The organism is Paenibacillus sp. NPDC056579, from assembly GCF_042793215.1.
In the GTDB taxonomy this organism is placed as follows: domain Bacteria; phylum Bacillota; class Bacilli; order Paenibacillales; family NBRC-103111; genus Paenibacillus_S.
Map to the genome: position 1 here is coordinate 83,518 of NZ_JBHTVD010000013.1, position 22,430 is coordinate 105,947.

A 22,430-nucleotide genomic window follows, 5' to 3' on the forward strand; every position below is an offset into this window, starting at 1 on the left:
ATAGCCCCTCATATAATGAAATTATAGATAAGCAATTATTTTGAAGCAGAGGTGATCCGATATGAAAAACGAACTGATCCAAACCGATATTACCGTCATCGGAGGCGGCTTGGCCGGAGTCAGCGCCGCTGTCGCCGCGGCCCGTCTCGGCAGCACGGTAGCCTTGATCCAGAACCGCCCCGTCCTCGGCGGCAATTCCAGCAGCGAGGTCCGGGTATGGGTATGCGGCGCCACAGCGCACGGAACAAACCGTTATGCCCGGGAAACCGGCATTATGGGTGAGATGTTCGTGGAAAATCAATACCGGAACCCGGACGGGAATCCGTATTTCTGGGATTTGGTCGTGCTGGAAACGGTGCTGGCGGAGCCGAATATTCAGCTGTTCCTGAACACGGACGTTCACGAGGTGGAAGCGGTTGGGGAAGCGGACGACCGCCGCATTGTCTCCGTCACCGGGTGGATGATGGGCTCGGAGCGCAAAATCCGTTTTGAAAGCGCTATGTTTTTGGATTGTACCGGCGACGGTCTGGTCGGCTTTTTGGCCGGAGCCAAATACCGGATCGGCCGTGAGGCGAGGCACGAATACAATGAGGATTGGGCGCCGGAGGAAGCGGACTCGATTACCCTCGGCAGCACGCTGTTATTTTATACGAAGGATGTCGGGCACCCTGTTGCCTATATCCCTCCAAGCTTTGCCAAAGACATTACCCAGACGTCGATCCCAATCAAAAGAGTCATCCGCAGCGGTGATTCGGGCTGCCATTACTGGTGGATCGAGTGGGGCGGCGAGCTGGACACGGTTCATCAGAATGAACGCATTCGCGACGAGCTGTGGTCGGTTATTTACGGCATTTGGGATTATATTAAAAATTCCGGCCAGTTCGACGCCGCCAACATGACGCTCGAATGGGTCGGCTCCTTGCCGGGCAAACGGGAATACCGCCGCTTCGTCGGCGATTACGTGCTGAACCAGAACGACATTCTCGCCCAGCGGGAGTTCGAGGACCGGGTCGCCTTCGGAGGCTGGTCGATCGATCTTCATCCGCCGCAGGGGATGTATTCGACAGAGAGCGGCTCGAAGCACTTGCACGCCGACGGGATATACCACATCCCGTTCCGCTCGCTCTACTCGGCGAACGTGTCGAACCTGATGTTTGCGGGACGCAACATCAGCGCCTCCCACGTCGCCTTCGGGACGACGCGCGTCATGGCCACGTGCGCGGTCATCGGCGAGGCCGCGGGCACCGGCGCGGCGCTGGCTGTGCAGCTCGGCACGACGCCGCGCGGCGTGTACCGCGAGCATCTGGCGCAGCTGCAGCAGACGCTGCTGCGCCAGGATGCCTCCGTCATCGGCCTGCACAATGCCGATGAACGGGACCTTGCCCGCCGTGCCGCCGTCACGGCGTCGAGCACGCTGAGGCGGCTCGCGGTGGAGCAAGCCGCCGAGCGGCATGAGCTGGCCCGGGACGCAGGCCTGCTCGTACCCGTAGCGCCGGAGGTGGAGCGGCTCGACCTGCTGGTCGATGCAGCGGCGCCGGCAACGCTCGAGGTCGAGGTGTGGAGCACCGGCCGAGGGGAAAACTACGTGCCGCACAAGCTCGAAGTAAGCGGTACGGTAGCGGTTGCTCCAGGCGAGCGGCAGTGGATTCAGGTGCCGCTCGCCTGGAAGCCGGATATGCCTCAGAACGCGTTCATCGTCGTGAAAGCCTGCGACGGCGTCGCGCTGTACGTATCCGATGAGCCGCGCACCGGCGTGCTCGCGTTCGACAAAGGACGGAAGCCGGTCGTCTCGCGCGATTTGGAGGATCATCAGCCGGATCAGCCGGTAGTTCAATGGAGCATGAAGAAGCTCGTGCGCCGTCCGTTCTGCTTCCGGCTTCATCCGGAGACGGCGGCCTTCACCGCTGACAACGTCAAGGACGGCTACCTCCGTCCTTACGGGCAGCCTCATCTGTGGAGCTCCGAGCCGCTTCGCCAAGGAGAATCCGCGACGTTGGAGCTGAGCTGGGAGCAGCCGGTCGAGGTGAATGAGGTGCAGCTCGTCTTTAACGATGACGTGAACGAGGATTTGATCAACCTGCATCACCACCGGACCCCGTTCGAGATCATTCCAGAGCTCGTGCGCGATTACCGGCTGGAGGCGTTAGTGGACGGTGAATGGACCGTCCTGAATGAGGAGCGCGCGAACCGCAAGCGCAAGCGTACCCACCGCTTGAGCCAAGCGGTGCATACGTCCCGGATCCGGCTCGTCGTCGAAGCAACGAACGGCGGCCGCTGCGCCGAGCTCATCGAGGCGCGGGTGTATTAAGCGCCGACCGACACTCTCGCCCGCTGCCCGCAGCACAACGCACCGTTCCGCTAAGCTTCTAGCGGCATAGAAACGAAGAAGGGAACCTGCTTGATTCCAAAGCAGATTCCCTTCTTTGTTGTTGTATTAAAGCGCTTCGACTTCTGCCAGCGTCGGCAGCGCAGGAATCGCGCCTCGCCGCGTCGTAGTGATTGCGCCTACCTTATTGGCGAATGTAAAAATGTCCATCACAGCCGCTTCATCGGACAACAGCCCTTCCAGCCGCTCGGCTGTCATTCCGCATTCCGCCAGCTTGTACAGCATCGCTCCGACGAAGCTGTCCCCCGCTCCCGTCGTATCGACCGCCTTAACACGCACGCCCGGTACCAGCGTCATCGCATTGCGCGTAACGACGAAACAGCCTTCCTCGCCTCTTGTGACGACCACAGCCTTGGCTCCCATAGCCAGCAGCTGCTGCACCGCCTCCGCCGGGTGCGTCTCCAGCAGAAGCGACGCTTCCTCTTCACTGACCTTCACTATATCGGCCAAAGCGATATGCGCGAGCACCTCCTGCCGCATCGTCTGCTCGTCCGGCCATAAGGCAGGACGCAGGTTCGGATCGTACGATACGACTCCGCCCGCCGCCCGGACCTTGCGCGCCGCCTCCAGTGTTGCCGTCCGGCTCGGCTCGCTGATCAGGGATACGGAGCCGAAATGATATACGGCTGCGTCGTCCAGCCAGTCGTCCTCCAGCTCCGATGCCTCAAGCAGCATATCCGCCGCGGGCTCGCGGTAAAACAAGAAATCCCGCTCCCCGTCCCGGCGGAGCGATACAAAGGCCAGGCCCGTCCTCGCCGCATCCGTCTCGACGAGCGCCGGCTCCACTCCCGCGTCAATCAGCGTGCCGCGCAAATAACGGCCGAACGCGTCGCTGCCGATCTTCCCGATAAACCGGGACGATCCGCCCAGCTTCGCTACGGCCGCGGCTACGTTGGCGGGAGCTCCCCCCGCCGCTCGCTGGAACGCAGGCACCTTATCCAGCGGCTGTCCGTTCTCTTCCGGTACAAAATCAATTAAAAGCTCGCCCAAACAGACAATCATCTTGCGATCGTTCATCCATCTACCCTCACTTCAGCTCCCGATTAGTCATCAAGCTCTTGCCAATTCTCTCACATCTAACCATAGCATAAAAACGGGATAAAGGCACGCACGCCCGGCGATGGGAGCAACGAATGTTGCACTGGATTTTGCACGGGGGCAAAAACAAATAAATCCGCCTATCGTATTCACAGCGATGAACGACAAGACGACCTGACCTATAAATTAAGTGAAGCTCCATTGGATAGAGGGATGACCTGCCTGCCTGGCGAGGCATTCGCCCGGGTTAGGGCGTCACTGCGCGGCATCCTTGGCTGCCTCTGCAGCGGCCCGCTTCTCCCTCTGCTCCTGCAGCAGCTGCAGCACCCAGCGGCACCAATCCATCTCCATTTGAGCGCTGTCTATAGCCCTCTTTAGCAATATATATTGGCCGAACGAGGCGGAACCTGCGCCCGGCAAGCGCTCTGCGTTATCGTCCTCCCGATGCAGCTCGGAGAGCATCGACTTATATTTACTCATTTTTTTCCCAAAGCTCTCGAGCCGTTCCTCAAACAAACGCTCCGTCTTTGAAGGATCAACAAGCCAAATGCAGTAGGTTTTGAGCAGCATCTCGTCCCTCTTGACCGGCTCGGAGGTCTCGCTTGGAAGCCATAGCTTCAGTGCCTCGACGCCCCGTTCCGTGATAGAGTACACTTTTTTATCCGGCTTCTCCTTCTGCGGCACTTCGACGAACCTGACGAAGCCGTTTTGCTCGAGCTTCGCAAGCAGCGGATAAATCTGACTGTGCTTCGCCTGCCAGACCGGCTGAATTTGCAGCATCAGCTCATACCCTGTGCACGGCCCCTGAGCAAGCATGGCAAGCAAGCCGTATGAAAGAGTATTCATGGTCCCTCCCGTGTAACGGTTGTTCGGTTGACAGAAATATGGAACCGTAGTACGATGTTCACGAGCCTATTATATGTAAAAATGTACATATAATCAATAGACAGCCCCAGTGGCAGGCTCGCTGGTTAGGACAAGCTGATCGTTTCAGGTCTGGCGGGAGCATCGATATGCTGCTGCTTTTTATATTGGAATATAAGGGAGACGGACACCATGCCTTATTTGCGTTTTAAAGGTTTTCCCACGGATGTTTTACGAACGATAGCCCCCCGGGTGGTGGAGGAATTCGCCCATATCGTCAACATATCGAACGAGAAAGTAAAGATGGAATCGCTGGTCACGGAAGCTATTACCCAGGTCCCGCTTAGCGTAGAAATTCTAATGTTTCCCCGCAAGCAGGAGGTTCATGACGCCGCGGCCTCCATGCTGAACCGGCTGCTCCAGGAGCAGGGCTACGATAACATCCACATTTTCTTCGTTATTCTTGACCCGAAGGTCTATTATAAGAACGGAGAGCCGCTCGCTACTCCGAGCCAGGCGTACGCCCCTTCCGGCAAAACGCCATATCAGGGGATTACCTGAACTGAACTGAACTCGACCGATACAACCGAAGCCATCCGTCCAGCCAACGGGTGGTTTTTTGCTGAAATCTTCCCCTTATTTGCTGCTGGAGCGCGTCACGATGGTATTCATCCATTTGCTCAGCATGTCCGCCGTAAGGGCCTCCTGCTCATCGGGCTTCAGCCTGGATGGCCTGTCTCCCTTCTGCATCCCGTAGCTGCCGAAGCCGGCATGATTGCCGCCTTTGATCTCTTCATAGACGGTGCTCTCCGGCAAATAGGCTTTCCCTTCCTCGTAGGCTTGCCTGTTCAGAACGCCGTCCTCTTTGCCGGTAATGGATAACGCCGCCAGCTTCGTCTCCCTGATACTGCCCTTCTGATCTGCATATGCCGCCAGAAAAAAGATCCCGTGCACGCTGTCGGGATGTTTGGCCGCGTAACGGGCTGCCATCGCGCCTCCGAGCGAATGGCCTCCGATGACGTACGTCTGCTTCGGATTCATCTCCATAATATCCGCTGCCCGTTCTACGCCGAATACCGCAAGCTCAAACGGCATTTTGACGATCCAGGTGCGGTAACCCCGATCGGCCAGCAGGGAGGCGAGCGGGGCATAGCTCTCGGGACTGATCCATGCGCCAGGATACAATATAACGTCCGGCTGCTTGACCTGCAGCGGCTCGAAGGCGATCCACCGTTTGCTGTCCGTTACGGTAATTCCGTGTCCCCCTCTCATTGCCTCAAGCGCAGACGCATCGGGATGATACGGCTTGCCGTATATTTGAATGGCGGCTGCGGCTGCGACGCCTATGAGCAGCACGACCCCGCCTATCGCTTTCCACCGCAAAGTTCATCACCCTCCCCTCTCTTCAGTTTCGCTATATACAGTATATGTATTGTTTACAAGTAAAAAACCTCCGTCGCCACATCATGGCAAGGAGGCCGTCCGCTTATAATCCTAACACTTTGTTAACAGATTCCATCACGCGTTCCTTTTGAAACGGCTTTACGACAAAATCCTTCGCTCCCGCCGTTATCGCCTCGATCACCATTGCCTTTTGCCCCATGGCGGAGCACATAATGATTTTGGCCCGCGGGTCCAGCCTGTGAATTTCCCTGACGGCCCCTACTCCGTCAAGCTCGGGCATCGTAATGTCCATCGTTACCAGATCGGGCTTGGCCGACATATATGCCTGCACCGCTTCCAAACCGTTCGCCGCTTCGGCTACGATCTCATGCCCTTCTTCCGTAAGCATCGTCTTCAGCATCATTCTCATAAAAGCCGCATCGTCGACTACCATCACTTTTGCCATTTGAATTCCCCCTGCCATTGTACTGCTTTTGTATAGTATTATGGCAAACAAGCTTTAGGTAACTTTTAGACTAAAAGATTAAAATTCCTGACATCCGCCTAACAATTGGCATCCATGGAAAAGTTGTCATCGGCATACCCTCAGATTACAATAAAATCATGTCCCCTGCGACTTCATGAGCGGATTGGATTGATTAGAGTTGTGAAAACGATGGGAGGTGGACCGGCTTTGGATTGGTTGAAGGAAGAGAAGCTCGTTGTATGTCAAGGAAACGGCATTCTGGCAGCCGGAGATAGCGATGCCGCCGATTTTTTCATTTATACGCAAGGTCTGGAATCACCCTCTCCAGACGGGGAAATGTCGGTGCTCGCCCAATGGCTGCTGGCGCCCCATGCTCTCTACTCCGGTGATGTTCATATGCAAATCCCGATCGGCAGTCTGGAAACGCAAGCAGTCCTGTTCGAGCAGCTGCTCCCTCATTTCAGCAGACCTAAGATGGTGTCTATTGCCAACGAGGACCAAGAGGTCATTTTGAACGGGATCCGGCCTTCATCCAAGCAATGGCTGCGAGACAAGCTTCAAAGCGGAGAGGTTTATCCATTGATTACAGATTTGTATAGAACGGATCTCATCATCCACGAGCCGGCCAAGCGCCTCCAATACTATTCCTTGTATGCGGAGCGTTTGGAAACGATTCAGCTTGAGCATTGGGACGAGCTGTGGAGCTTTATTGCGAACACGTTCATGGCACGCGGCGACCGCCGCTACATCCTTTGCCCGACGGGCTGGCATCTAACGGATGAGCTGCGTCATTCGCCCACGCTGCGGGCGCTTGCTTCCGTCCCGGCCGTAGAGATCCAGCTGGTTATAGACGGGGATGACGGCAGAGTGCAATACATCGATGTTGTTCCCGTCTGAGTCGATCGCCTCAACTCTCCAGTATGAGAAACGAATAGACGGCTTACCTCTAACATCTCGCCGGTAAGCCGCCTCTTAGTTACTTTCGCTGGTGTATGTACTTTCCCAGCCCGTTTCGCCCGATTCAGGCGTTGCTTTACTCCACTCTGACCGCGGTGCCGCTCACCGCCACCATCAGCATACCTTCGCGAATCACTTCATAATCAATATCGATTCCGACGACAGCGTTGGCCCCCATCCGAGCCGCCTGCGATTCCATCTCGTTGAATGCTATGTCCCGGGCGTCCTTCAGCTTGCTCTCGTAGGCCCCGGAGCGGCCGCCTACAATATCGGTGATCGATGCGAACAGATCGCGTACGATATTGGCCCCCATAATGGCTTCTCCAGTGACAATGGAAACGTACTGCACAATCTCTTTCCCCTGTATCGTCGGTGTAGTACTTAAAATCATGGAAATCCTCCTCCTTTAAATCCATAAGTCTTGCGCACTTCCTTAGCATACGGGAATATCCGGAGTTTCATGCACATACCGCCATCAAAGACAAGGAACATCAATCAATGCCGTTAACTATTTAACGCATGAAGCAGCATTAAGAATCGCAGCGGCAAAAAAACCGGAAGCCCGGAACCAAAGTTCCGGACCGCCGGTTGAATTGTCAGGAGTCTGCCAGACCCGGCAGAGCCGATTAATTTATATCCAGAAGCGCCGCACCTGCAATGCCGGGATGCGTCATCTCGTACGGATCCAAGATGAGATCCAGCTCCTCTTCGGTCAGCACGTTATACAGCAAGCACAGCTCGCGTACCGATTTGCCGCTTAACGTCGCTTCGCGCGCGATGCGGGCCGCTACCTCGTAGCCCAAATGCGGGTTCAGCGCCGTAATGATACCGATGCTCCGGTCGACGTATTCTTTGCACTGCTGCTCGTTGGCTTCAATTCCGTCAACGCAGTGAACCTTGAACACATGGAACACATTGTTCATGATGCTCAAAGACTGAAGCAGGTTGAAGACGAGAACAGGCTCCATCACGTTCAGCTCAAGCTGTCCCGCTTCGGAAGCAAGGCAAATCGTATGGTCGTTGCCGATAACCTGGAACGCCACCTGATTGACGACCTCGCACATGACCGGATTCACTTTACCCGGCATGATGGAAGATCCCGGCTGGCGGGCCGGCAGCCTGATTTCGCCTAATCCGGCGCGAGGCCCCGACGCCATAAGGCGGAGGTCGTTCGCCACCTTGGACATATTCATCATGCATACTTTCAATGCTGCGGACACCTCGGTGTACGCATCTGTATTTTGCGTAGCGTCGACGAGATCCTCGGCGTTAACGAGCGGGAAGCCGCTCCATTCGGCCAAGAGCTCCACAACCCGCTTGATATAGCGCGGATCGGCGTTCAAGCCCGTTCCGACCGCCGTTGCTCCCATATTAACCTCGTACAGATGCTCGCGGGTGTTCTCGATCCGTTTCATGTCCCGTCCCAGCACTTTGGCATAGGCGGCGAATTCCTGACCAAGCCGAATCGGCACTCCATCCTGCAGATGGGTGCGGCCCATTTTGATCACGCCGTCGAACTCTTTCGCCTTGGCGACAAAAGCTTCATGCAGCTGCTTCATCGTCACCAACAGCTTATCTATCGAAGACAGCACGGAAATGTGAATCGCCGTCGGGAACGCATCGTTCGTCGATTGCGCCATGTTGACGTGCGAGTTGGGGCTAACGGTGAAGTAATCGCCTTTCGTTCCGCCCAGCAGCTCAATCGCGCGGTTGGCAATAACCTCGTTGGCGTTCATATTGATGGATGTTCCTGCGCCGCCTTGAATCGGATCGACAATGAATTGGTCGTGCCATTGGCCTGCAATGATTTCATCCGCGGCGCGAACGATGGCTTCTGCCAATGCAGGCTGCAGTCTCGTAATTTCCATATTGGCTGTAGCCGCCGCTTTTTTCACGATCGCCATCGCTCTGATCAGCTCTTCGTGAATCCGGTAACCCGTGATCGGGAAGTTTTCTACGGCTCTTAACGTTTGAATACCGTAGTAAGCTTCGATCGGCACTTCCTTGGAACCTAAGAAATCTTTTTCGACACGCAACGTTTCTTTCATTGTACTTCTCTCCCTCAGCCTTCGCTATGATCCCATAATTGTCCAATGGTCAATTCTTATTATATTATCTGAATCCGGTTTCATTTTAATCCATAATGAACGAACTTGCAAACCCCCGAATCGTTTCCCTGCAATTCCAATCATCTCCTTGCCAAACTCAATTCCAAGGAGCCGCAGGCAACCTGTATGTTCCCTGCAGCTCCATGCTCACCATTTGATCCATACGCCTGTTTTATCGTCGGATATTTTGAATCGGGGATACCGCACGCATTCGCTATCGTCCTGCTCCAGCCGGAGCAGCCATTCGGCATAACCGGGCAAGGTCATGTCGGCAATGCGCCCGGCCATCGCTGTTATAGCGTCTGCTTCCCGCTCCGAGTCCGCTCCAGGCAGGAACAAGCCGTCCGTCACGATCAAGATCGACTGCAGCCCGATCCGGTTGAACCTGCCGTATTCGATAAAATCGGCAAGCTCCGGCTCGCCGCTCATGACCGAGTAGCCCTCGATCGTGTTCATTGTCGTTTTGTTTTGCAAAATCATCGGCCTGATGCGTGCCCACAGCTCATCTCTCGACGCAACACCCTGCCGGATATGCTCCCGCAGGACGCTTTTCAACCGCGCATCGATGGGCGCCACCTGATCCCTGGAGATCGGCCGGATCAATCCGTCCTTGTAAACGGCGATAATCATGCAATCCCCTACTTGGGCGTAATCGATATAATTATCGCTAATCCGGACAATCGCCAGCGCACTCGTCCACAACGATTGCTTGTCGGTGACGTCGATCCCGGCCTCGAGCATCGCTTCCCTGAGCCTCGAATTCGCTTCGAGGACGAGTGACTTCAGCCCCGTCTCCAGCCCGACGTCCGTCTTCAGCGACTGCATATATTGCCGTATCGTTTGCGAAGCCAGATAGCCTCCCGTCTCGTTGTTGGGCCCGCGATAAGGATGTACGGAGGTAGCCCCGTCCAAAACGCCGTACAAATGCAGGCTTTCGTTAATAACGAGCGCATCCTCGTTCCACTGCGCCGTTCCTTGCAATGAGATCGTTTCTACTTTCATACCCGGCTCTCCCCTCCACAGCTTACTATAAACGCGACTTCCGGATAACCTGATTGATCACCTCGGAGAAAACAATGCCAATCGCAATGGCACCGGACAGCATGAACGCCTTGGCTGCCATCTGCACGGCCAAATCATACTGATTTTCTACGACGTTGCGCATGGCATCGTAGGCCAATCCCCCCGGTACAAGCGGAATAATGCCGGAGACGCTGAAAATGATGATCGGCGTCTTGTATACTTTTGCGAGAAACTGGCTTACTACGGTGACGAAAAACGAAGCGGTCAGCGTCGACAAGATAGGATCGTCCCACGATTTCAGACACGAGATATACAAGAGCCACCCAAGCATCCCTACAAAGCCGCATTGCAGCAGGTTTCTCCTGGGGGCGTTAAATAAAATGCCGAAGCCGGCGGAGGCGATGAAGCTGGTCACGAGCTGTTCTAGGATCATATATATGAACTCTCCTGTTCGGATTCCTAAACGGTTCAATAAAAAGAAAGCACGAACGCGATCCCCGAGCCGATGGCAAACGAGGTGAGCAGCGCCTCCGCACCCTTCGAGATACCCGACACAAGGTGCCCCGCCATTAAATCCCTTACCGCATTCGTAATAAGCAGCCCCGGTACAAGCGGCATGACGGACCCGATAATAATGGTGTCGAGCTCCCGGCCGAAGCCGCTTTTGACAAAGACGAACGTGATCATGCCGATCAAGAGAGAAGCTGCGAACTCCGCGACAAACTTGATGGAAATAAGCCGATGCAAGAAGACGAGCATGCAAAAACCGAACCCGCCGGCAAGCATAGCCGGAATAAAATCCTGCCAGACGCCCTGGTACATGATCAGGAAGCATCCGCTGGACAATGCGGCGGCGATAACCTGGGTGCCTACCGGATAGGCGTGGCGGTCCGCATCGATTTGCTTCAGCGTCTCGTAGGCATCCTGGACGGATAGCTGACCTGCGCTAATTTTGCGCGAGACGTCGTTGACCAGCGCCACCTTGCGCAAATCCGTCGACCGCTCCATAATCCGGATCAGCCGGGTTGCCGGCTCCTTCCCGTCAATGGTAAAGATGATTCCCGTAGGGGTTACATAGCTATGGGTATTGTCGAACCCTAGCGAGGCGGCGATGCGCATCATCGTATCCTCCACCCGGTAGGTTTCTCCTCCGCTTTGCAGCATAATTTTGCCGGCCAGCAAACAGATTTGACTAATTTGGTCATGCTCCTTATGTAGGTTCTCCATCTCGCGCGGCTCCTTCAAACGGTCCAAATGCACATCTATTGTATCGTACAAACCGCAAAAAATAAAAGAAAAAACAATAGAAACCATCAACAATCTCTGACAGTCTGTTGTCAGTGTTCTTCCCTTACACTAGACCTTGTAAAAGATCACATCTCAGGAGAGGAAGATGAACATGTCCCGTGTATTATTCATTATTGCCAATGACCGTCCGGCAGAGCAATCCGTCAGCGTACAAATGTATGAAACGTTCCTGCAAACGTACAAGGAGGCCAATCCGCAGGATCACATTACCGAGCTTGATCTTTACCATGCCGAGCTTCCGTATTACGGAAACAAAACCATCAGCGGTCTTTATAAGCTGAGCCTGGGCTTGGAGCCCCTTCCCGAAGAGCTTAAAGCCGCCCGGATCGCCAACCGGTATATGGATCAGTTTTTGGCGGCCGACAAAGCGGTCTTTGCCTTTCCACTGTGGAACCATACGGTTCCGGCACCGCTGATCACTTACATTTCGTATTTGACGCAGAGCGGCAAAACGTTCCAGTTTACCGAAGAAGGAATCACCGGACTCGCAGCAGGCAAAAAAGTCGCTCTATTAAATGCACGCGGAGGGGATTACTCCAATTCCTTCCTGGCTGGAATGGAGATGTCGTTGGCCTATGTGAGAAATATGCTCGGCATGTGGGGGATTCACGATCCGGAAGTGGCCGTTATCGAAGGGCATAACCAGTATCCAGACCGTGCCAGCCAGATTGTGGAGGAAGGATTGCAGAAGACAGCGAAGCTTGCCGCGAGCTTTTAGCTTCGGCTATAACGGACAAAAGATCACCAGGCTCCGCGCGACTGCTTCCTGCACCCCCTAATGGTTAACACATAACAGTAATGGGAGGCGCAAGCTCAGGCGCGGAGAGGGTGATCTTGGTGTCAGATTATTTCATATCATTAAAAGAATTATAAGGGATAACGAACGACACGACGGTTCCTTCATTCGGTGTGCTGATGATGGATAAGCTGCGGCCATACATTTGAATCAACCGCCGGTTCGTATTCGGGAGCCCTATGCCGGACTTCCCCTTCATCGTCGGACTGAGGAGCTGAATCACCTTCTCCTGGTCCATCCCTTTGCCGTTGTCCTTTACTTCAACTTGGATGAAGCCCTCCCGGCGGGTAATCCGAATATGTACCGTTCCGCCTTGGGTCCGGCTAAAAATACCGTGCTTGACCGCATTTTCAATCAGCGGCTGAATGAGCAGCGGCGGGAGAAGCAAATTAATATCGGGCTCGACCTCCCAAACGATCGCCAATTTGTCCCCGAACCGCTCTTTTTCAATGTACAAATAAGCTTTGGCCAGCTCCAGCTCATGAGTAAGCTCGACCAGCTCTCCCGTATTAAGAAAATCGAAGCTGATCCGTAAATACGACGTGAACGCATCGCCTAAATCCCGCATGCGCTCCGTATCGATGTCGCTTAGCGCCATCAGGGAATTCAGCGTGTTAAACAGAAAATGAGGATGGATCTGCGCCTGCAAATAGGCCGCTTCCATACGTAAGCGCTCATGGATGGATTGCTTCAGTGCTACTAACGCCCTGATCCGATATTTCAGCTCCAGGGCATCTACCGGCTTTGTAACATAATCGTTGGCTCCCGACGAGAAGCCGGTATAAATATCGGAGGGCTGGCTGCGCGCGGTCAAGAGCAGCACCGGAAGCTCCGATACCGAGTAATGCTCCCTTACTCGCTGCGTCAGCTCGTAGCCCGACATTTGCGGCATCATAACGTCGGCAATCAGCAGGTCCCATTGCCGGGTGCCGAGCAGTTCCAGCACTTCACGGGCTGACTGGACCGTGGTAATGCTGTACGGCTCCGTCGACAGGATGCCGGCCAGTACATTCAGGTTGACCGGATCGTCGTCAACCGCAAGAATATTCGCCCGCGTATCGTGCAGTAGCGGCGGAATAGCTGCGGCGGCAGCCACTTCGCCAACGGCCGTGTCCCGGGCCAGGAACCCGGGCGGCGGTTCCGTCTCCGTTCCTGCCGGCATAGACAACAGCTGCGGCGGCAGCGGTACCTCCGACGCATCCGCGAGCGGCAGCTCGAAGCGGAATTCCGAGCCTCTGCCTTCTGCGGAGTGAACCGTCAACGAGCCGCCGTGCAGCTCGACCAGCTGCTTGCATATGCTCAAGCCAAGCCCGATCCCCTTCCCGTCGCTGATTCCGTAAGATCCTTGCTCATAGGGGAGAAACACTCGCGCCTGTGTCTCTTCGTCCATGCCGACTCCGGTATCGGTGACATGGATGACGGCATGCCTGTCCCTGGTCCCGGCGGAAACGCTGATGGTTCCCTCCTCGGTATATTTGATCGCGTTGTGCAGCAGGTTGTACAAAATTTGCACGAGCCTTTTCTCATCGGCCATGACCGGGGGCATCGATTCCGGGATATCCGTGGACAGCCGGATCGGCCTGCCTTCTACCATAAATTTCAGCATGGCGATGACGCTCGGAACGACCGATTGCACCTGCAAAGGCTCCCGCTGCAGCACAATGCCATGCTCGCGGAGCCGTGCGACGTCCAGCAGATCGCCGAGCAAATGTGACATCCGGCGGCTAATCGTCACAAGCAGCTCCATATCCTTCACGCTTTTTTCGTCCATCTTCTCTTTTTCCTTGGTCACTACGGTTTCCGCAATATTCATGATGCCGTGCAGCGGCGTTCTCAGCTCGTGTGAGGTATTGGCCAGAAATTGGTCCTTAAGCTTATCCGCTTTTGTCAGCTGCTCCGTCAGCTTCGCATTATTGTTGGCGTTGCGGATATATTTTTTAAACCAATAGCTGGAAAATCCGGTGAGCGCCGCAATAAGATCCATCGGATAATACACGGTCGTCACGTCCTTCATCGACTCGACGATGCTCCATAACATGTTGGTTATGATAGCTGCCGCGGTGAGCAGCAGGAAGACGACGTCTTTGTCAGCCTGCTTCATGAAGATCATGGTGCAGACGATATAAATAAACCAGGCGAAGGAAGTGAAATAGAAGGCATGGAACAGCTGCAAATCGATCGCTGCATTGACCCATGATGCGGGTGCGGCCGCCAAAAATCCCGAGAACAGAACAAGTGCCGTTGTGTAACCCCGTAACCATAGGCTCTTCGGAGGTGCCGCCGAGAATTTTCGGAACAGAAGCAGGATAAAAATGTTTTGCCACAGGAGGCTGAGCAGCCTGATCTTTATCGCCCATTCGTAATTGATCGGCAGCCAGAGCTGGAGCACGTTATCATGGCCGATAAGGATCGCTATCCCGACCGATAAGGTTAATAAGCCGGTAATGAGCAAAGCCTTCTCCCCGCGGTTGAACAAGTAGATGATGCCTGCATACAAGCCGTGAAGCAGCAGGATGATAAACGTAACGAGCTGGAAGCCGATGGAATACCATCGCACGTAATCAATCGAGGCCAGCGAGCCGAAGCGAATGGAACGCGTCAAGCCGCCTTTCAACGGCTGGTCGAAATTAGCTGCGCGAATTAGCAAATCGATTTCTGTGGTACCCTCCTCCGCATAGTTGGCAGTGTACGAGACGTTTCCGGGTACGTAATCGTCGGCGTTTGCGGCAATTTTGCCGATCTTGCTGGAGGTAATCCCGTTGATTTCGATTTCCGACGACGCCTGAATGCCTTGAAACCAGAAGGCGACAGGCTGGACCAGCGGATCGATAAGAATACGCAGCCTGTACGTCCCGTACCCGTAGGAGGCGCCGGAATCTGGATTCAGCGCGCCGCCCCAATCACCCGGCACTTGGATAGGGAGTCCTCCGTTCGCTCCCTGCGGTCCGTTTTGATACGAAACAAATTGGTGAGGGTACAGCTCCCACTGCCCGTTCAAAAAGAACGGCGGAGATTGCTCCAGGTCGACACCGCGCAAATCGATTACGCCTTGGACGGCTTGGGGTTGATCCTGTGTAGTAAAAACCCCCATCCAGGTCCAGCGCAGGTAAAAAAGAGCGCCGAAAAATAAAATCAATATGGCGATATTTCTAAGTATGGTTAAGTTTACTATTCGCATCATACCAAGAAGTTCGACATAATATGCGGTTATTCCTGTGCATCCAGGATGTGAGAAAAACGTCTATCGACGTCCTTTCACAGAGGAGCGACCTTAAAGTTTTGCTTTTGCAAAACTCGCTACGTAAGCAAGGTTGTTTTTATCGCCAAATAAACTTTTACATCCGCTGACATCGGAATCTTTATAAAATCTTTTGTGGTAAAAAAGGCTGCCATTAGCCGGATAACTATCCTCCTGCCAATGCAGCCCGTTAACAATTACGGTATGCCATGATCGTAATGCTATGACCTCTCCGCTTCACGGGATACCGCTTGCTTCGGGGTAACCCGTCAACCATGCAGCGCCCCCGCCAGCCGGGGGGAGGGCCGGGTCCAGCCGACGGGAATTTGGATCAGGCTCGCCAGCCGCTGCTCCGGAAGCCGGTACAGCTCGTCGCACAGCCGGGCATCATAGCCAAGCAGCGGATGCCCGTTTAACCCCAGCGCCGCAGCGGACAGCAGGACGCGCTGTGTCAGCATACCCGCTTCCATCTGCTGGATGCGGTACCCGCGGTATCCGAGCGCCGGCAAGTAATGCCGCCTATCCCCGGCTACATGCAAAACAAGGGGAACCTGCAGCACATTGACGTTGTGCGCTGGCATTCCCTCCTGAACCCACAGCCGCAAATCTCCCGGCCGGAGCCGCAGCAAAGCGCACTCCGCGCTGTCGTAGCGGTACGACCCGTCAGGGATTCCTTCCACCTGATGCAGGATCCCGTACAAACCGACTCTCGGAGCTCTCGGGGCGGACGGCTCCATGAAGCCATCCAGATCGTTCCGGTACACGAAGGACTCTGTCGCTTCACGCAGCAGTGCGGCCAGCCGCTCCGGCTCCAGAGAGCCCAAAACGAAATCCGCATCCGGCGAATACCGTTGACGGCATGCGGAGGCGAAATCGTACTCCAGCCTCTCTGTGACGGGCAGGCGATATCTCTCACCCGCCGCCGTTCTGCGGCCGGAGCTTCCACCGGCTTCCATCCAAGGCAGCCCGACAGGGCCTAACGATTCTAGCGATTCCAGCATGGAAGCTTCATTCATCCGGTTCAGCAGCGGGTAGGGCTTGATTCTCTTCGATCGTACATACTGGTCATGCTGGATAGCGGGCAGTTCGCTGCACAGCCGTTCAGCGGTAATAGCTCCGGGCGGCTGCCTTGCCATGCCGGCAAACCAGACGTCGGCCGATTCCGCCGACAACGGAATGACGGCGTATACGCTCTCCTCCTGCCCAGACAGCCCCAGCAGACGATTAACGGCGCGGTCGAGAAACCGGTAATGGACCCCCGCTTCCCATCCGAACCGTTTGGCCGATTCCAGCAGCTGCCCCATCATTGCGCCTGCGTCCAACGCTTGCAGACGGTAGGAGAAATGATTGTATTTAAAGAAGTTTTTCCAAAACATCGACGAAACGAAGGCGACGCCGAAGCAGCGGCCGACATCGCAGCTGTTGCCCAGCGCACGGGCGATATAGCCGTCAAATCTCCCTTCGCGCAGCAGCGCCAGCCGATGGTGCGCCGTATCGTAATGATATACACCCTCAGGCAGCTCTCCGATGTTCAAATAGACATATAGTTCATTCGGATACAAGCCTCCGCCGGAAGGCGCGAACCTTCGCTGCATCCGGAACACATCCTGCCCCGGACCCATGGTGGCTAGTATCGAATCGCTCACTTGAGCAAGGCCGTAAGCATACCACAGAAAGTGTCCGATGGTTCGCAGATCAGGCGGCCCCGGCTTCCGGAGTGTATTCGCTCCGGAGCCTGCACCCGGATATTCACGCGCGGCTGCGCCCGCTAACGGCCTGTTCGCCGGCAGCACCAATGGAATTTCCGCAGCCAATGTCACTGTAGGTACGCCGCGATACAGCTTGTAAGGCAGCGGCTTGTCGTTCCAATCGATCTCCCAGCCCGGAGGCTTCGTTTTGTCGACATCGTAATGCAAATCATGCAAGAACGTTTCCAGCTCCACGGGTCCTCCTCCTCTCACGGGAACGGATGCGGGAACGGATTGAGCTGACCGGACGTCAGCGGCTGTTTCGTAAATCCTAGCTCCATAGGCACCCGGAACACCCGATCCAGCCCGGCCAGCCGGGTGTAATGATGGCCGAACGTCATGGGAAGCGTGCCCGGGATCAGCACTTTGACACAATGCAGCTTGTTGCGCGCCAGCTCCGGTGCCGTTACGTCAATCGCTACGACATCGAGGTTCAGCCTGTTGAACCGCTGCAGTACGCCAACCAGCTCATCCGTCAAATCCGTTGTATTCCGCCGTCCGGTTAGCGGAAACGCTTCTTCGAACTTCAGGGGCTTGCTCCCCCCATCCAGCAAGAATCCAAGCCGCTGCTCAGCCTCCGGCAGCCCGTACAGCAGAGAATGGTCTTCCATCGACTTCACCTGCGAGGAGTCGCGGAGCATCCTTACAGCGTCCTCACGGTTCGCTTGGAGCTTCATATCCAAGCTCGGCATCATGCCGCCCAGCTCATGAAGCGCGCCCTTCACCGCACGCAGCGGATCGGGATGAGCGCCTGCGGCGCAAATAAGACGCGCCCCTTCCTCCCGCTTATTCCGGGCTATGCCCCACACGCTCGGGATGCCGTACTCCATCGTCGAATTAAAGAACATGACCTCGAACCCGGCGACCGTCTCCAGCCGGTCGATCATCTGCTGCAGCTCGAGGTCGGCGGCCGAATCCAGGTCCAGCCTCGGCAGAGGCAGCTGCGCATACCATGCCATAAGGAACGAATCCCTCTCGGCCACTTCCAGTATTCCGTACAATATGGCCTCCTCCAGGCTTCCTCCCAGGGCGCATCCGTTGGACGACTCAAAGACGAATTGGCTGCCGCAGCCCATGCTGTAGTACGCCAACGATTCCGGCACGAGAATCGGACGCTCCTGCAGGAACGAGTAGCCCCATACCCATGGCGTCGTTTCTTCAGGATCAAACGGCCGGAACGGATAGTTCGGCAGCGCATACTGCTCCTTCGAGTGTACCCCTACGGTCAACGGATTCAGCGCTTGCTCCGCCAGCTCGCGATAGCTGCCGTATACGACCGTTCGCTTGCTGCGCGGCTGCAGACTGGAGTAGCGCTCCAGCCCTTCCAGAATCGCCGTGGAGCCGCTCACTGCATAAGAGTGCGTGCGTCCTGCCGCACCTACGTCCTCCGACAGCAGCGGCAGATTGACGCTGGCGTCGGCAAACGGAGACGTCAAGTCGACCATGCTTCCGTTCAGCAAACCAGCCCGATGATCCACATAATCCCGTCCCAATACGGCTTGCAGCTCATCCATGGACCGGGTACGAAAGCTGTCGGCCTTGAGCTTCGGACTCGGCCTAAGCTCCATGCGCGCCTGCTCCGGCGTATCGTCCACAGGCCTGCTGCATGCCGGGCATAGCGAATCCGGCAGCACCGTATGGCTGGACGTCTCCAAGGTCAGCAGGTTGACGCGCAGCAGCCGCCCCTTTCGCTTGCCGCTCAACCCGTTCAGCGCCTCCCGCACCTCCGCCGCAATCAGCTTCGCCATATGCAGGAGTCCGATCGGCGCAGCCCATACGTCCCGCTGCGTCCCGCCTTGGGCCGCTAATGCCTGCAGCAGCGACTGCATTTCCCGGCGTTCCCTGCCGGCCATCAGCCTGCGGCTGTCCGTGCACTGCGGGCAGCCCGGCTCCCCCGGGATGACCCACGGCCCGATTACACCTTCGCCGAGCACAACCGCCCCCCGAAGCCAAGGGATGCGGGCAGCGCTGAACCGCTCCTCGGCATGCTGCACCGCTTGCGGCTGCCAGCCTTCCTGCAGCAGCAGCGCGAGTCCGGCTTCATCAGGAAGTCCGTCCGTAAGCTGATCCATACGCAGCCGAATTCCTTCTACCTCCTGGCGGGACAGCTCCTCCCCAACGTAATCGCTTAACGAGCCATCACCGGCAATAACGATGCGCTTCTTCACCGGGACACCCCCTCACGCACTACGACACCGAACACCGCTGCGATCTCTTCCCTTAAAAAAGGCTCCGAGGCCATATCCAGCACTACAAGACGATGTCCGATCCTCGATTTCAGCGTTTGCAGAGCGGATCGCACCGCCTCCGGCATATGCCCGTTATCGCACGAAGGCGTTTCAAGAGGGAAAGACGACGCTTCGTTCAAATAGACGGACGTCGCCGTCTTCGTTACAAGCCCTCTCGCAGTTGTGGAGCGCCCTGCGGAGCGGTTTTGTTCCTGCTGCACCGCTTCCCGTAAAGCCTCGCGCAGCGCCAAGGTGACATTCAAGCCGGGACTGCCGAACCACTGTCCCTCGGTGCCGACCCAGACGACCGGCAGTCCGTGAACCGCCTGCCCGAGCGCGATCACCGGTGTCCCTCTCATCCGCGATAACGCCTGAAAGTAATAACGGCTCTGCACATCCTCCAGGGAGACGATTCGCGCCTGCGCTACCACTTGCGGCCGATCCGCTATCGTCCTCCTCAGCCGCTCTCCCAGACAGCTTTGCAGCGCGCGAGCCATAGCCTCTGCCGCCGTTTCTCCCGCTCCGATGCCGAGCAAGCATTGCCGAGTGAAGCCGCTCGCTTCCCACTCCTGCCGGAAAGACGAGCTGTCCGTCCATCTCCGCACGTACGCCTCCACCCCGGCCAGAGCCGCCTCGCGCCTGGCCCCCTCATGGGTTAAGTCCGCGCACGCGATCTCCGCGAGACGTTTTGCCGGCCCCTCCGACAATGGATCGGATGGCTGTATGCGGCATTGGGAGAGCGGCAGCTGGTTCAGCTCCCCTTCGTCCCACACGTGAAAAACTCCCGATACCGGCGACACCAGCCGGCCGAAGCGGGCCAGCCACTCGCTGTTATCCGTCCTAGCCGGCTCGAGCCTCCGCTCTGCCTCCTCGACTACAGCCGGCAGCGAGCTCCCCTCGGCAAGCGGATGCGGCTCGAACGGGTGCCAGCTTCCTTCCAGTGTCTCCAGATCAAGCAAATAAAACTGACGTTTGCCGGCGGTCTCGTTCACCCCGGCAATATGTTTCAACAATTCGAACACGACGATATGGGACAGCATCGCTCCGGCCGTAGAAGAATACTCCTCCGGCGGCTGCCCGCCGTTCAAAGCTGCACTATGAAGACGGCGCCATGCGGATTCCCAATGCGTGTCTTGTCCGGGATGGATCAACGGTCCGGCTAATCCTGCCCGAGACAAATAGACTGCGGGTGCAAACCGCTTGTTCTCCTCTTTGCATGCAGCATGAACACTCAGCAGCTCCCTCACGTCGTCCCCTCTCGACACATAGATGACCGCATCAAACGGTGCTACGGTCTCTTGCCAGAACCGGCTCGACGGCTGCTCAGACGAAGGACGGGTGGTTAGTTCTTCCAGACTGACCTCGGGATCGTGCTCCCTTGCAAAAGCCGCCAGCTCTGTAAGCCGGCTCCGGTCGGTCGGTTCTCCATCCGTAATCAGCATATGGAGCTTGGGCAGCCCCGATTCGAGCAGGGAGGCGATCAGCGAAACGTATAACGGCCCGCAGCCTACAGCCAATACCCGTGACTCGCGATAAGTCTGGAACCGGAACGCCGCGGATGGCGCGAATTGCTCCAAAAACTCGATCTGGGAGGCGTATCGGCGCTGTACCTGCTCCGGCAGCTGATGAGGCCTATCAACGCTGACATCGTTTGCGAAGCCGTTCTTGTGCAGCATCCCGGCAATTTCATAGATACGGTTCGCATGGGACTCCGGGAGCTCATCCGTCAAATAATCCATGGTATGCTCTCCGTTGAACAAAGGGAGAAGCTGCTCGATCCATTGATCCACAGACTCTCCTTCCATCCGGAAAGAACTTGTATTGTTGCGGAAATATACACTGCCGTGAGCATCCGGAACGTAGAACGTATCTCTCTTCATTTTCAAACGTGCAGAAGGATGTAAGGCTGTCATCGTAATTCCTCCTTCGTTAACCGTTCGGTTCGACCCGTCTCCCCTCATTTTATGTATGGCTCTTTGTCCCTCATGTCACGTTCTTGCTCCCGGACCATTAGGACGTTCATGAGAAAAACCCTGTATCTGAAGATACAAGGGTTTTAAGTGCTTTGAATGCCGTTTAATATACGGATTATTGCTCACCGTTACGGTGACAGTGGGCACAGTTTTGGCAGCGTGCGCAGTTATGGCAGTTGAAACAGTTATGGCAGCGGAAGCAGTTGGAACAACGGAAGCAGCTCACACAGTTAAAGCAGGTAAAGCAAGTGAAGCACGAAACACAGTTAAAGCAGTTAAAGCAGTTGATGCCAGTAGACTGCAAGCTTCTAGGATCTTCCTGAGCCGATGCTTGCCAGGAGTTGACTTCTCCCGATCTGAGATCGGAAACCTTCAATTGTTTCAATTTTTTTTTGAAATCGCTCATTTCTAATCATCCTCCGTTATCATGTTGTCAAGCCGCCGAACTCTCTTCCTGCCATCCAACCATAGGGAACAACAGTTATTAGTTCGCCGACCGTATCCATACTCCATGACAACATATGAAACGGCTTCCGCTCTTGTTACTAATGAATCCACCTATCTCCGACATTTTCCAAAAAAAACGCGCTACCCGCTCCCATGAACGAAAAAGGCCCGCCTGAGGCAATGCCTCTAGCGGACCTGATCGACCGGTGCTTCCGGATTATTGTTATAAGATTACCATAAGACGAGTGATTCGTCTACCATTTTTTCCTAAAAAAGGTTTATATCTTAAAAAACCGTTTAGTTCGGTTGTTGCTGTTATTTTACTTTGCGAGTGCTTTTATTGCTGCGGTGTCCCGACGTATGATGCCCTCCCGTAGTATGTCCGCTTCCATGTCCCGGCCATTGGCCTCCACCGTGTCCCGGCCATTGGCCTCCGCCATGTCCTG

The 22,430-nt window shown here is 55.8% G+C and carries 18 protein-coding genes; 4 read left to right on the forward strand and 14 right to left on the reverse strand.

The window, feature by feature from the left end; all coding sequences use genetic code 11:
* Positions 1 to 61: 61 nt before the first annotated feature.
* On the forward strand, positions 62 to 2,308 hold the full coding sequence (locus tag ACFQ88_RS33590; protein WP_379461486.1) for an FAD-dependent oxidoreductase: 2,247 nt from the start codon (positions 62 to 64) through the stop codon (positions 2,306 to 2,308).
* A gap of 126 nt (positions 2,309 to 2,434) precedes the next feature.
* On the opposite strand, the gene ACFQ88_RS33595 is transcribed toward ACFQ88_RS33590, so the two are convergent.
* Positions 2,435 to 3,403, reverse strand: coding sequence for a PfkB family carbohydrate kinase (locus ACFQ88_RS33595; RefSeq protein ID WP_379461488.1), 969 nt, complete (start codon positions 3,401 to 3,403; stop codon positions 2,435 to 2,437).
* Positions 3,404 to 3,679: 276 nt separating this feature from the next.
* Positions 3,680 to 4,270, reverse strand: a complete 591-nt coding sequence (locus tag ACFQ88_RS33600) for a PadR family transcriptional regulator (protein WP_379461490.1) — start codon at positions 4,268 to 4,270, stop codon at positions 3,680 to 3,682.
* Positions 4,271 to 4,480: 210 nt separating this feature from the next.
* Between ACFQ88_RS33600 and ACFQ88_RS33605 the strand changes: the two genes are divergently transcribed.
* The gene (locus ACFQ88_RS33605; protein ID WP_239631144.1) at positions 4,481 to 4,849 is read left to right on the forward strand and encodes a DUF1904 family protein; all 369 of its coding nucleotides are present in this window, start codon (positions 4,481 to 4,483) and stop codon (positions 4,847 to 4,849) included.
* Positions 4,850 to 4,924: 75 nt separating this feature from the next.
* Here ACFQ88_RS33605 and ACFQ88_RS33610 read toward each other — a convergent pair whose 3' ends face one another.
* Both ACFQ88_RS33610 and ACFQ88_RS33615 read right to left on the reverse strand, forming a co-directional pair.
* Complete coding sequence (locus ACFQ88_RS33610; protein ID WP_379461492.1) at positions 4,925 to 5,671, reverse strand: alpha/beta fold hydrolase; 747 nt, start codon at positions 5,669 to 5,671, stop codon at positions 4,925 to 4,927.
* Between the two features lie 103 nt (positions 5,672 to 5,774).
* Positions 5,775 to 6,137, reverse strand: a complete 363-nt coding sequence (locus tag ACFQ88_RS33615; RefSeq protein WP_239631142.1) for a response regulator — start codon at positions 6,135 to 6,137, stop codon at positions 5,775 to 5,777.
* A 228-nt stretch (positions 6,138 to 6,365) separates the two neighbouring features.
* On the opposite strand from ACFQ88_RS33615, the gene ACFQ88_RS33620 reads away from it, so the two are divergent.
* Positions 6,366 to 7,055, forward strand: coding sequence for a hypothetical protein (locus ACFQ88_RS33620; protein ID WP_379461494.1), 690 nt, complete (start codon positions 6,366 to 6,368; stop codon positions 7,053 to 7,055).
* Positions 7,056 to 7,191: 136 nt separating this feature from the next.
* Here ACFQ88_RS33620 and ACFQ88_RS33625 read toward each other — a convergent pair whose 3' ends face one another.
* From ACFQ88_RS33625 to ACFQ88_RS33645, 5 genes are all read right to left on the reverse strand, one after another.
* The gene (locus ACFQ88_RS33625; protein WP_239631140.1) at positions 7,192 to 7,506 is read right to left on the reverse strand and encodes a heavy metal-binding domain-containing protein; all 315 of its coding nucleotides are present in this window, start codon (positions 7,504 to 7,506) and stop codon (positions 7,192 to 7,194) included.
* 235 nt (positions 7,507 to 7,741) lie between these two features.
* Complete coding sequence (gene aspA, locus ACFQ88_RS33630; protein WP_379461496.1) at positions 7,742 to 9,163, reverse strand: aspartate ammonia-lyase; 1,422 nt, start codon at positions 9,161 to 9,163, stop codon at positions 7,742 to 7,744.
* A gap of 207 nt (positions 9,164 to 9,370) precedes the next feature.
* Positions 9,371 to 10,225, reverse strand: a complete 855-nt coding sequence (locus ACFQ88_RS33635; protein WP_379461498.1) for a protein phosphatase 2C domain-containing protein — start codon at positions 10,223 to 10,225, stop codon at positions 9,371 to 9,373.
* 25 nt (positions 10,226 to 10,250) lie between these two features.
* Positions 10,251 to 10,679 (reverse strand): threonine/serine exporter family protein, encoded by a 429-nt coding sequence (locus ACFQ88_RS33640; protein ID WP_379461500.1) that lies wholly within the window; start codon positions 10,677 to 10,679, stop codon positions 10,251 to 10,253.
* Positions 10,680 to 10,714: 35 nt separating this feature from the next.
* Positions 10,715 to 11,473, reverse strand: coding sequence for a threonine/serine exporter family protein (locus ACFQ88_RS33645; protein ID WP_239631137.1), 759 nt, complete (start codon positions 11,471 to 11,473; stop codon positions 10,715 to 10,717).
* 166 nt (positions 11,474 to 11,639) lie between these two features.
* Between ACFQ88_RS33645 and ACFQ88_RS33650 the strand changes: the two genes are divergently transcribed.
* Positions 11,640 to 12,272, forward strand: coding sequence for an FMN-dependent NADH-azoreductase (locus tag ACFQ88_RS33650; RefSeq protein WP_379461502.1), 633 nt, complete (start codon positions 11,640 to 11,642; stop codon positions 12,270 to 12,272).
* A 127-nt stretch (positions 12,273 to 12,399) separates the two neighbouring features.
* Here the strand turns inward: ACFQ88_RS33650 and ACFQ88_RS33655 are convergent, their stop codons facing one another.
* The 5 genes from ACFQ88_RS33655 to ACFQ88_RS33675 all read right to left on the reverse strand — a co-directional run bounded on the left by ACFQ88_RS33655 (position 12,400) and on the right by ACFQ88_RS33675 (position 21,943).
* A complete protein-coding gene (locus ACFQ88_RS33655) occupies positions 12,400 to 15,441 on the reverse strand; it encodes a hybrid sensor histidine kinase/response regulator (RefSeq protein ID WP_379461504.1) in 3,042 nt (1,013 codons plus the stop codon).
* Positions 15,442 to 15,857: 416 nt separating this feature from the next.
* The gene (locus ACFQ88_RS33660; RefSeq protein ID WP_379461506.1) at positions 15,858 to 17,531 is read right to left on the reverse strand and encodes a SagB family peptide dehydrogenase; all 1,674 of its coding nucleotides are present in this window, start codon (positions 17,529 to 17,531) and stop codon (positions 15,858 to 15,860) included.
* A 14-nt stretch (positions 17,532 to 17,545) separates the two neighbouring features.
* Entirely contained in the window at positions 17,546 to 19,504 is a 1,959-nt protein-coding gene (locus ACFQ88_RS33665) for a TOMM precursor leader peptide-binding protein (RefSeq protein WP_379461508.1), read from the reverse strand.
* Positions 19,501 to 21,477, reverse strand: coding sequence for a putative thiazole-containing bacteriocin maturation protein (locus ACFQ88_RS33670; RefSeq protein ID WP_379461510.1), 1,977 nt, complete (start codon positions 21,475 to 21,477; stop codon positions 19,501 to 19,503). Before ACFQ88_RS33670 ends, ACFQ88_RS33665 begins: the two co-directional genes overlap by 4 nt.
* A gap of 175 nt (positions 21,478 to 21,652) precedes the next feature.
* Complete coding sequence (locus ACFQ88_RS33675; protein WP_379461512.1) at positions 21,653 to 21,943, reverse strand: heterocycloanthracin/sonorensin family bacteriocin; 291 nt, start codon at positions 21,941 to 21,943, stop codon at positions 21,653 to 21,655.
* Between the last annotated feature and the right edge of the window lie 487 nt (positions 21,944 to 22,430).

What these genes read in the sequence shown, in the direction of transcription:
- ACFQ88_RS33605 (WP_239631144.1), top strand. Translation starts at nt 4,481, where the DNA reads ATGCCTTATTTGCGTTTTAAAGGTTTTCCCACGGATGTTTTACGAACG.
- ACFQ88_RS33645 (WP_239631137.1), bottom strand. Translation starts at nt 11,473, where the DNA reads ATGGAGAACCTACATAAGGAGCATGACCAAATTAGTCAAATCTGTTTG.
- ACFQ88_RS33615 (WP_239631142.1), bottom strand. Translation starts at nt 6,137, where the DNA reads ATGGCAAAAGTGATGGTAGTCGACGATGCGGCTTTTATGAGAATGATG.
- ACFQ88_RS33670 (WP_379461510.1), bottom strand. Translation starts at nt 21,477, where the DNA reads ATGACAGCCTTACATCCTTCTGCACGTTTGAAAATGAAGAGAGATACG.
- ACFQ88_RS33655 (WP_379461504.1), bottom strand. Translation starts at nt 15,441, where the DNA reads ATGGGGGTTTTTACTACACAGGATCAACCCCAAGCCGTCCAAGGCGTA.
- ACFQ88_RS33650 (WP_379461502.1), top strand. Translation starts at nt 11,640, where the DNA reads ATGAACATGTCCCGTGTATTATTCATTATTGCCAATGACCGTCCGGCA.
- ACFQ88_RS33640 (WP_379461500.1), bottom strand. Translation starts at nt 10,679, where the DNA reads ATGATCCTAGAACAGCTCGTGACCAGCTTCATCGCCTCCGCCGGCTTC.
- ACFQ88_RS33600 (WP_379461490.1), bottom strand. Translation starts at nt 4,270, where the DNA reads ATGAATACTCTTTCATACGGCTTGCTTGCCATGCTTGCTCAGGGGCCG.
- ACFQ88_RS33675 (WP_379461512.1), bottom strand. Translation starts at nt 21,943, where the DNA reads ATGAGCGATTTCAAAAAAAAATTGAAACAATTGAAGGTTTCCGATCTC.
- aspA (WP_379461496.1), bottom strand. Translation starts at nt 9,163, where the DNA reads ATGAAAGAAACGTTGCGTGTCGAAAAAGATTTCTTAGGTTCCAAGGAA.
- ACFQ88_RS33635 (WP_379461498.1), bottom strand. Translation starts at nt 10,225, where the DNA reads ATGAAAGTAGAAACGATCTCATTGCAAGGAACGGCGCAGTGGAACGAG.
- ACFQ88_RS33595 (WP_379461488.1), bottom strand. Translation starts at nt 3,403, where the DNA reads ATGAACGATCGCAAGATGATTGTCTGTTTGGGCGAGCTTTTAATTGAT.
- ACFQ88_RS33590 (WP_379461486.1), top strand. Translation starts at nt 62, where the DNA reads ATGAAAAACGAACTGATCCAAACCGATATTACCGTCATCGGAGGCGGC.
- ACFQ88_RS33625 (WP_239631140.1), bottom strand. Translation starts at nt 7,506, where the DNA reads ATGATTTTAAGTACTACACCGACGATACAGGGGAAAGAGATTGTGCAG.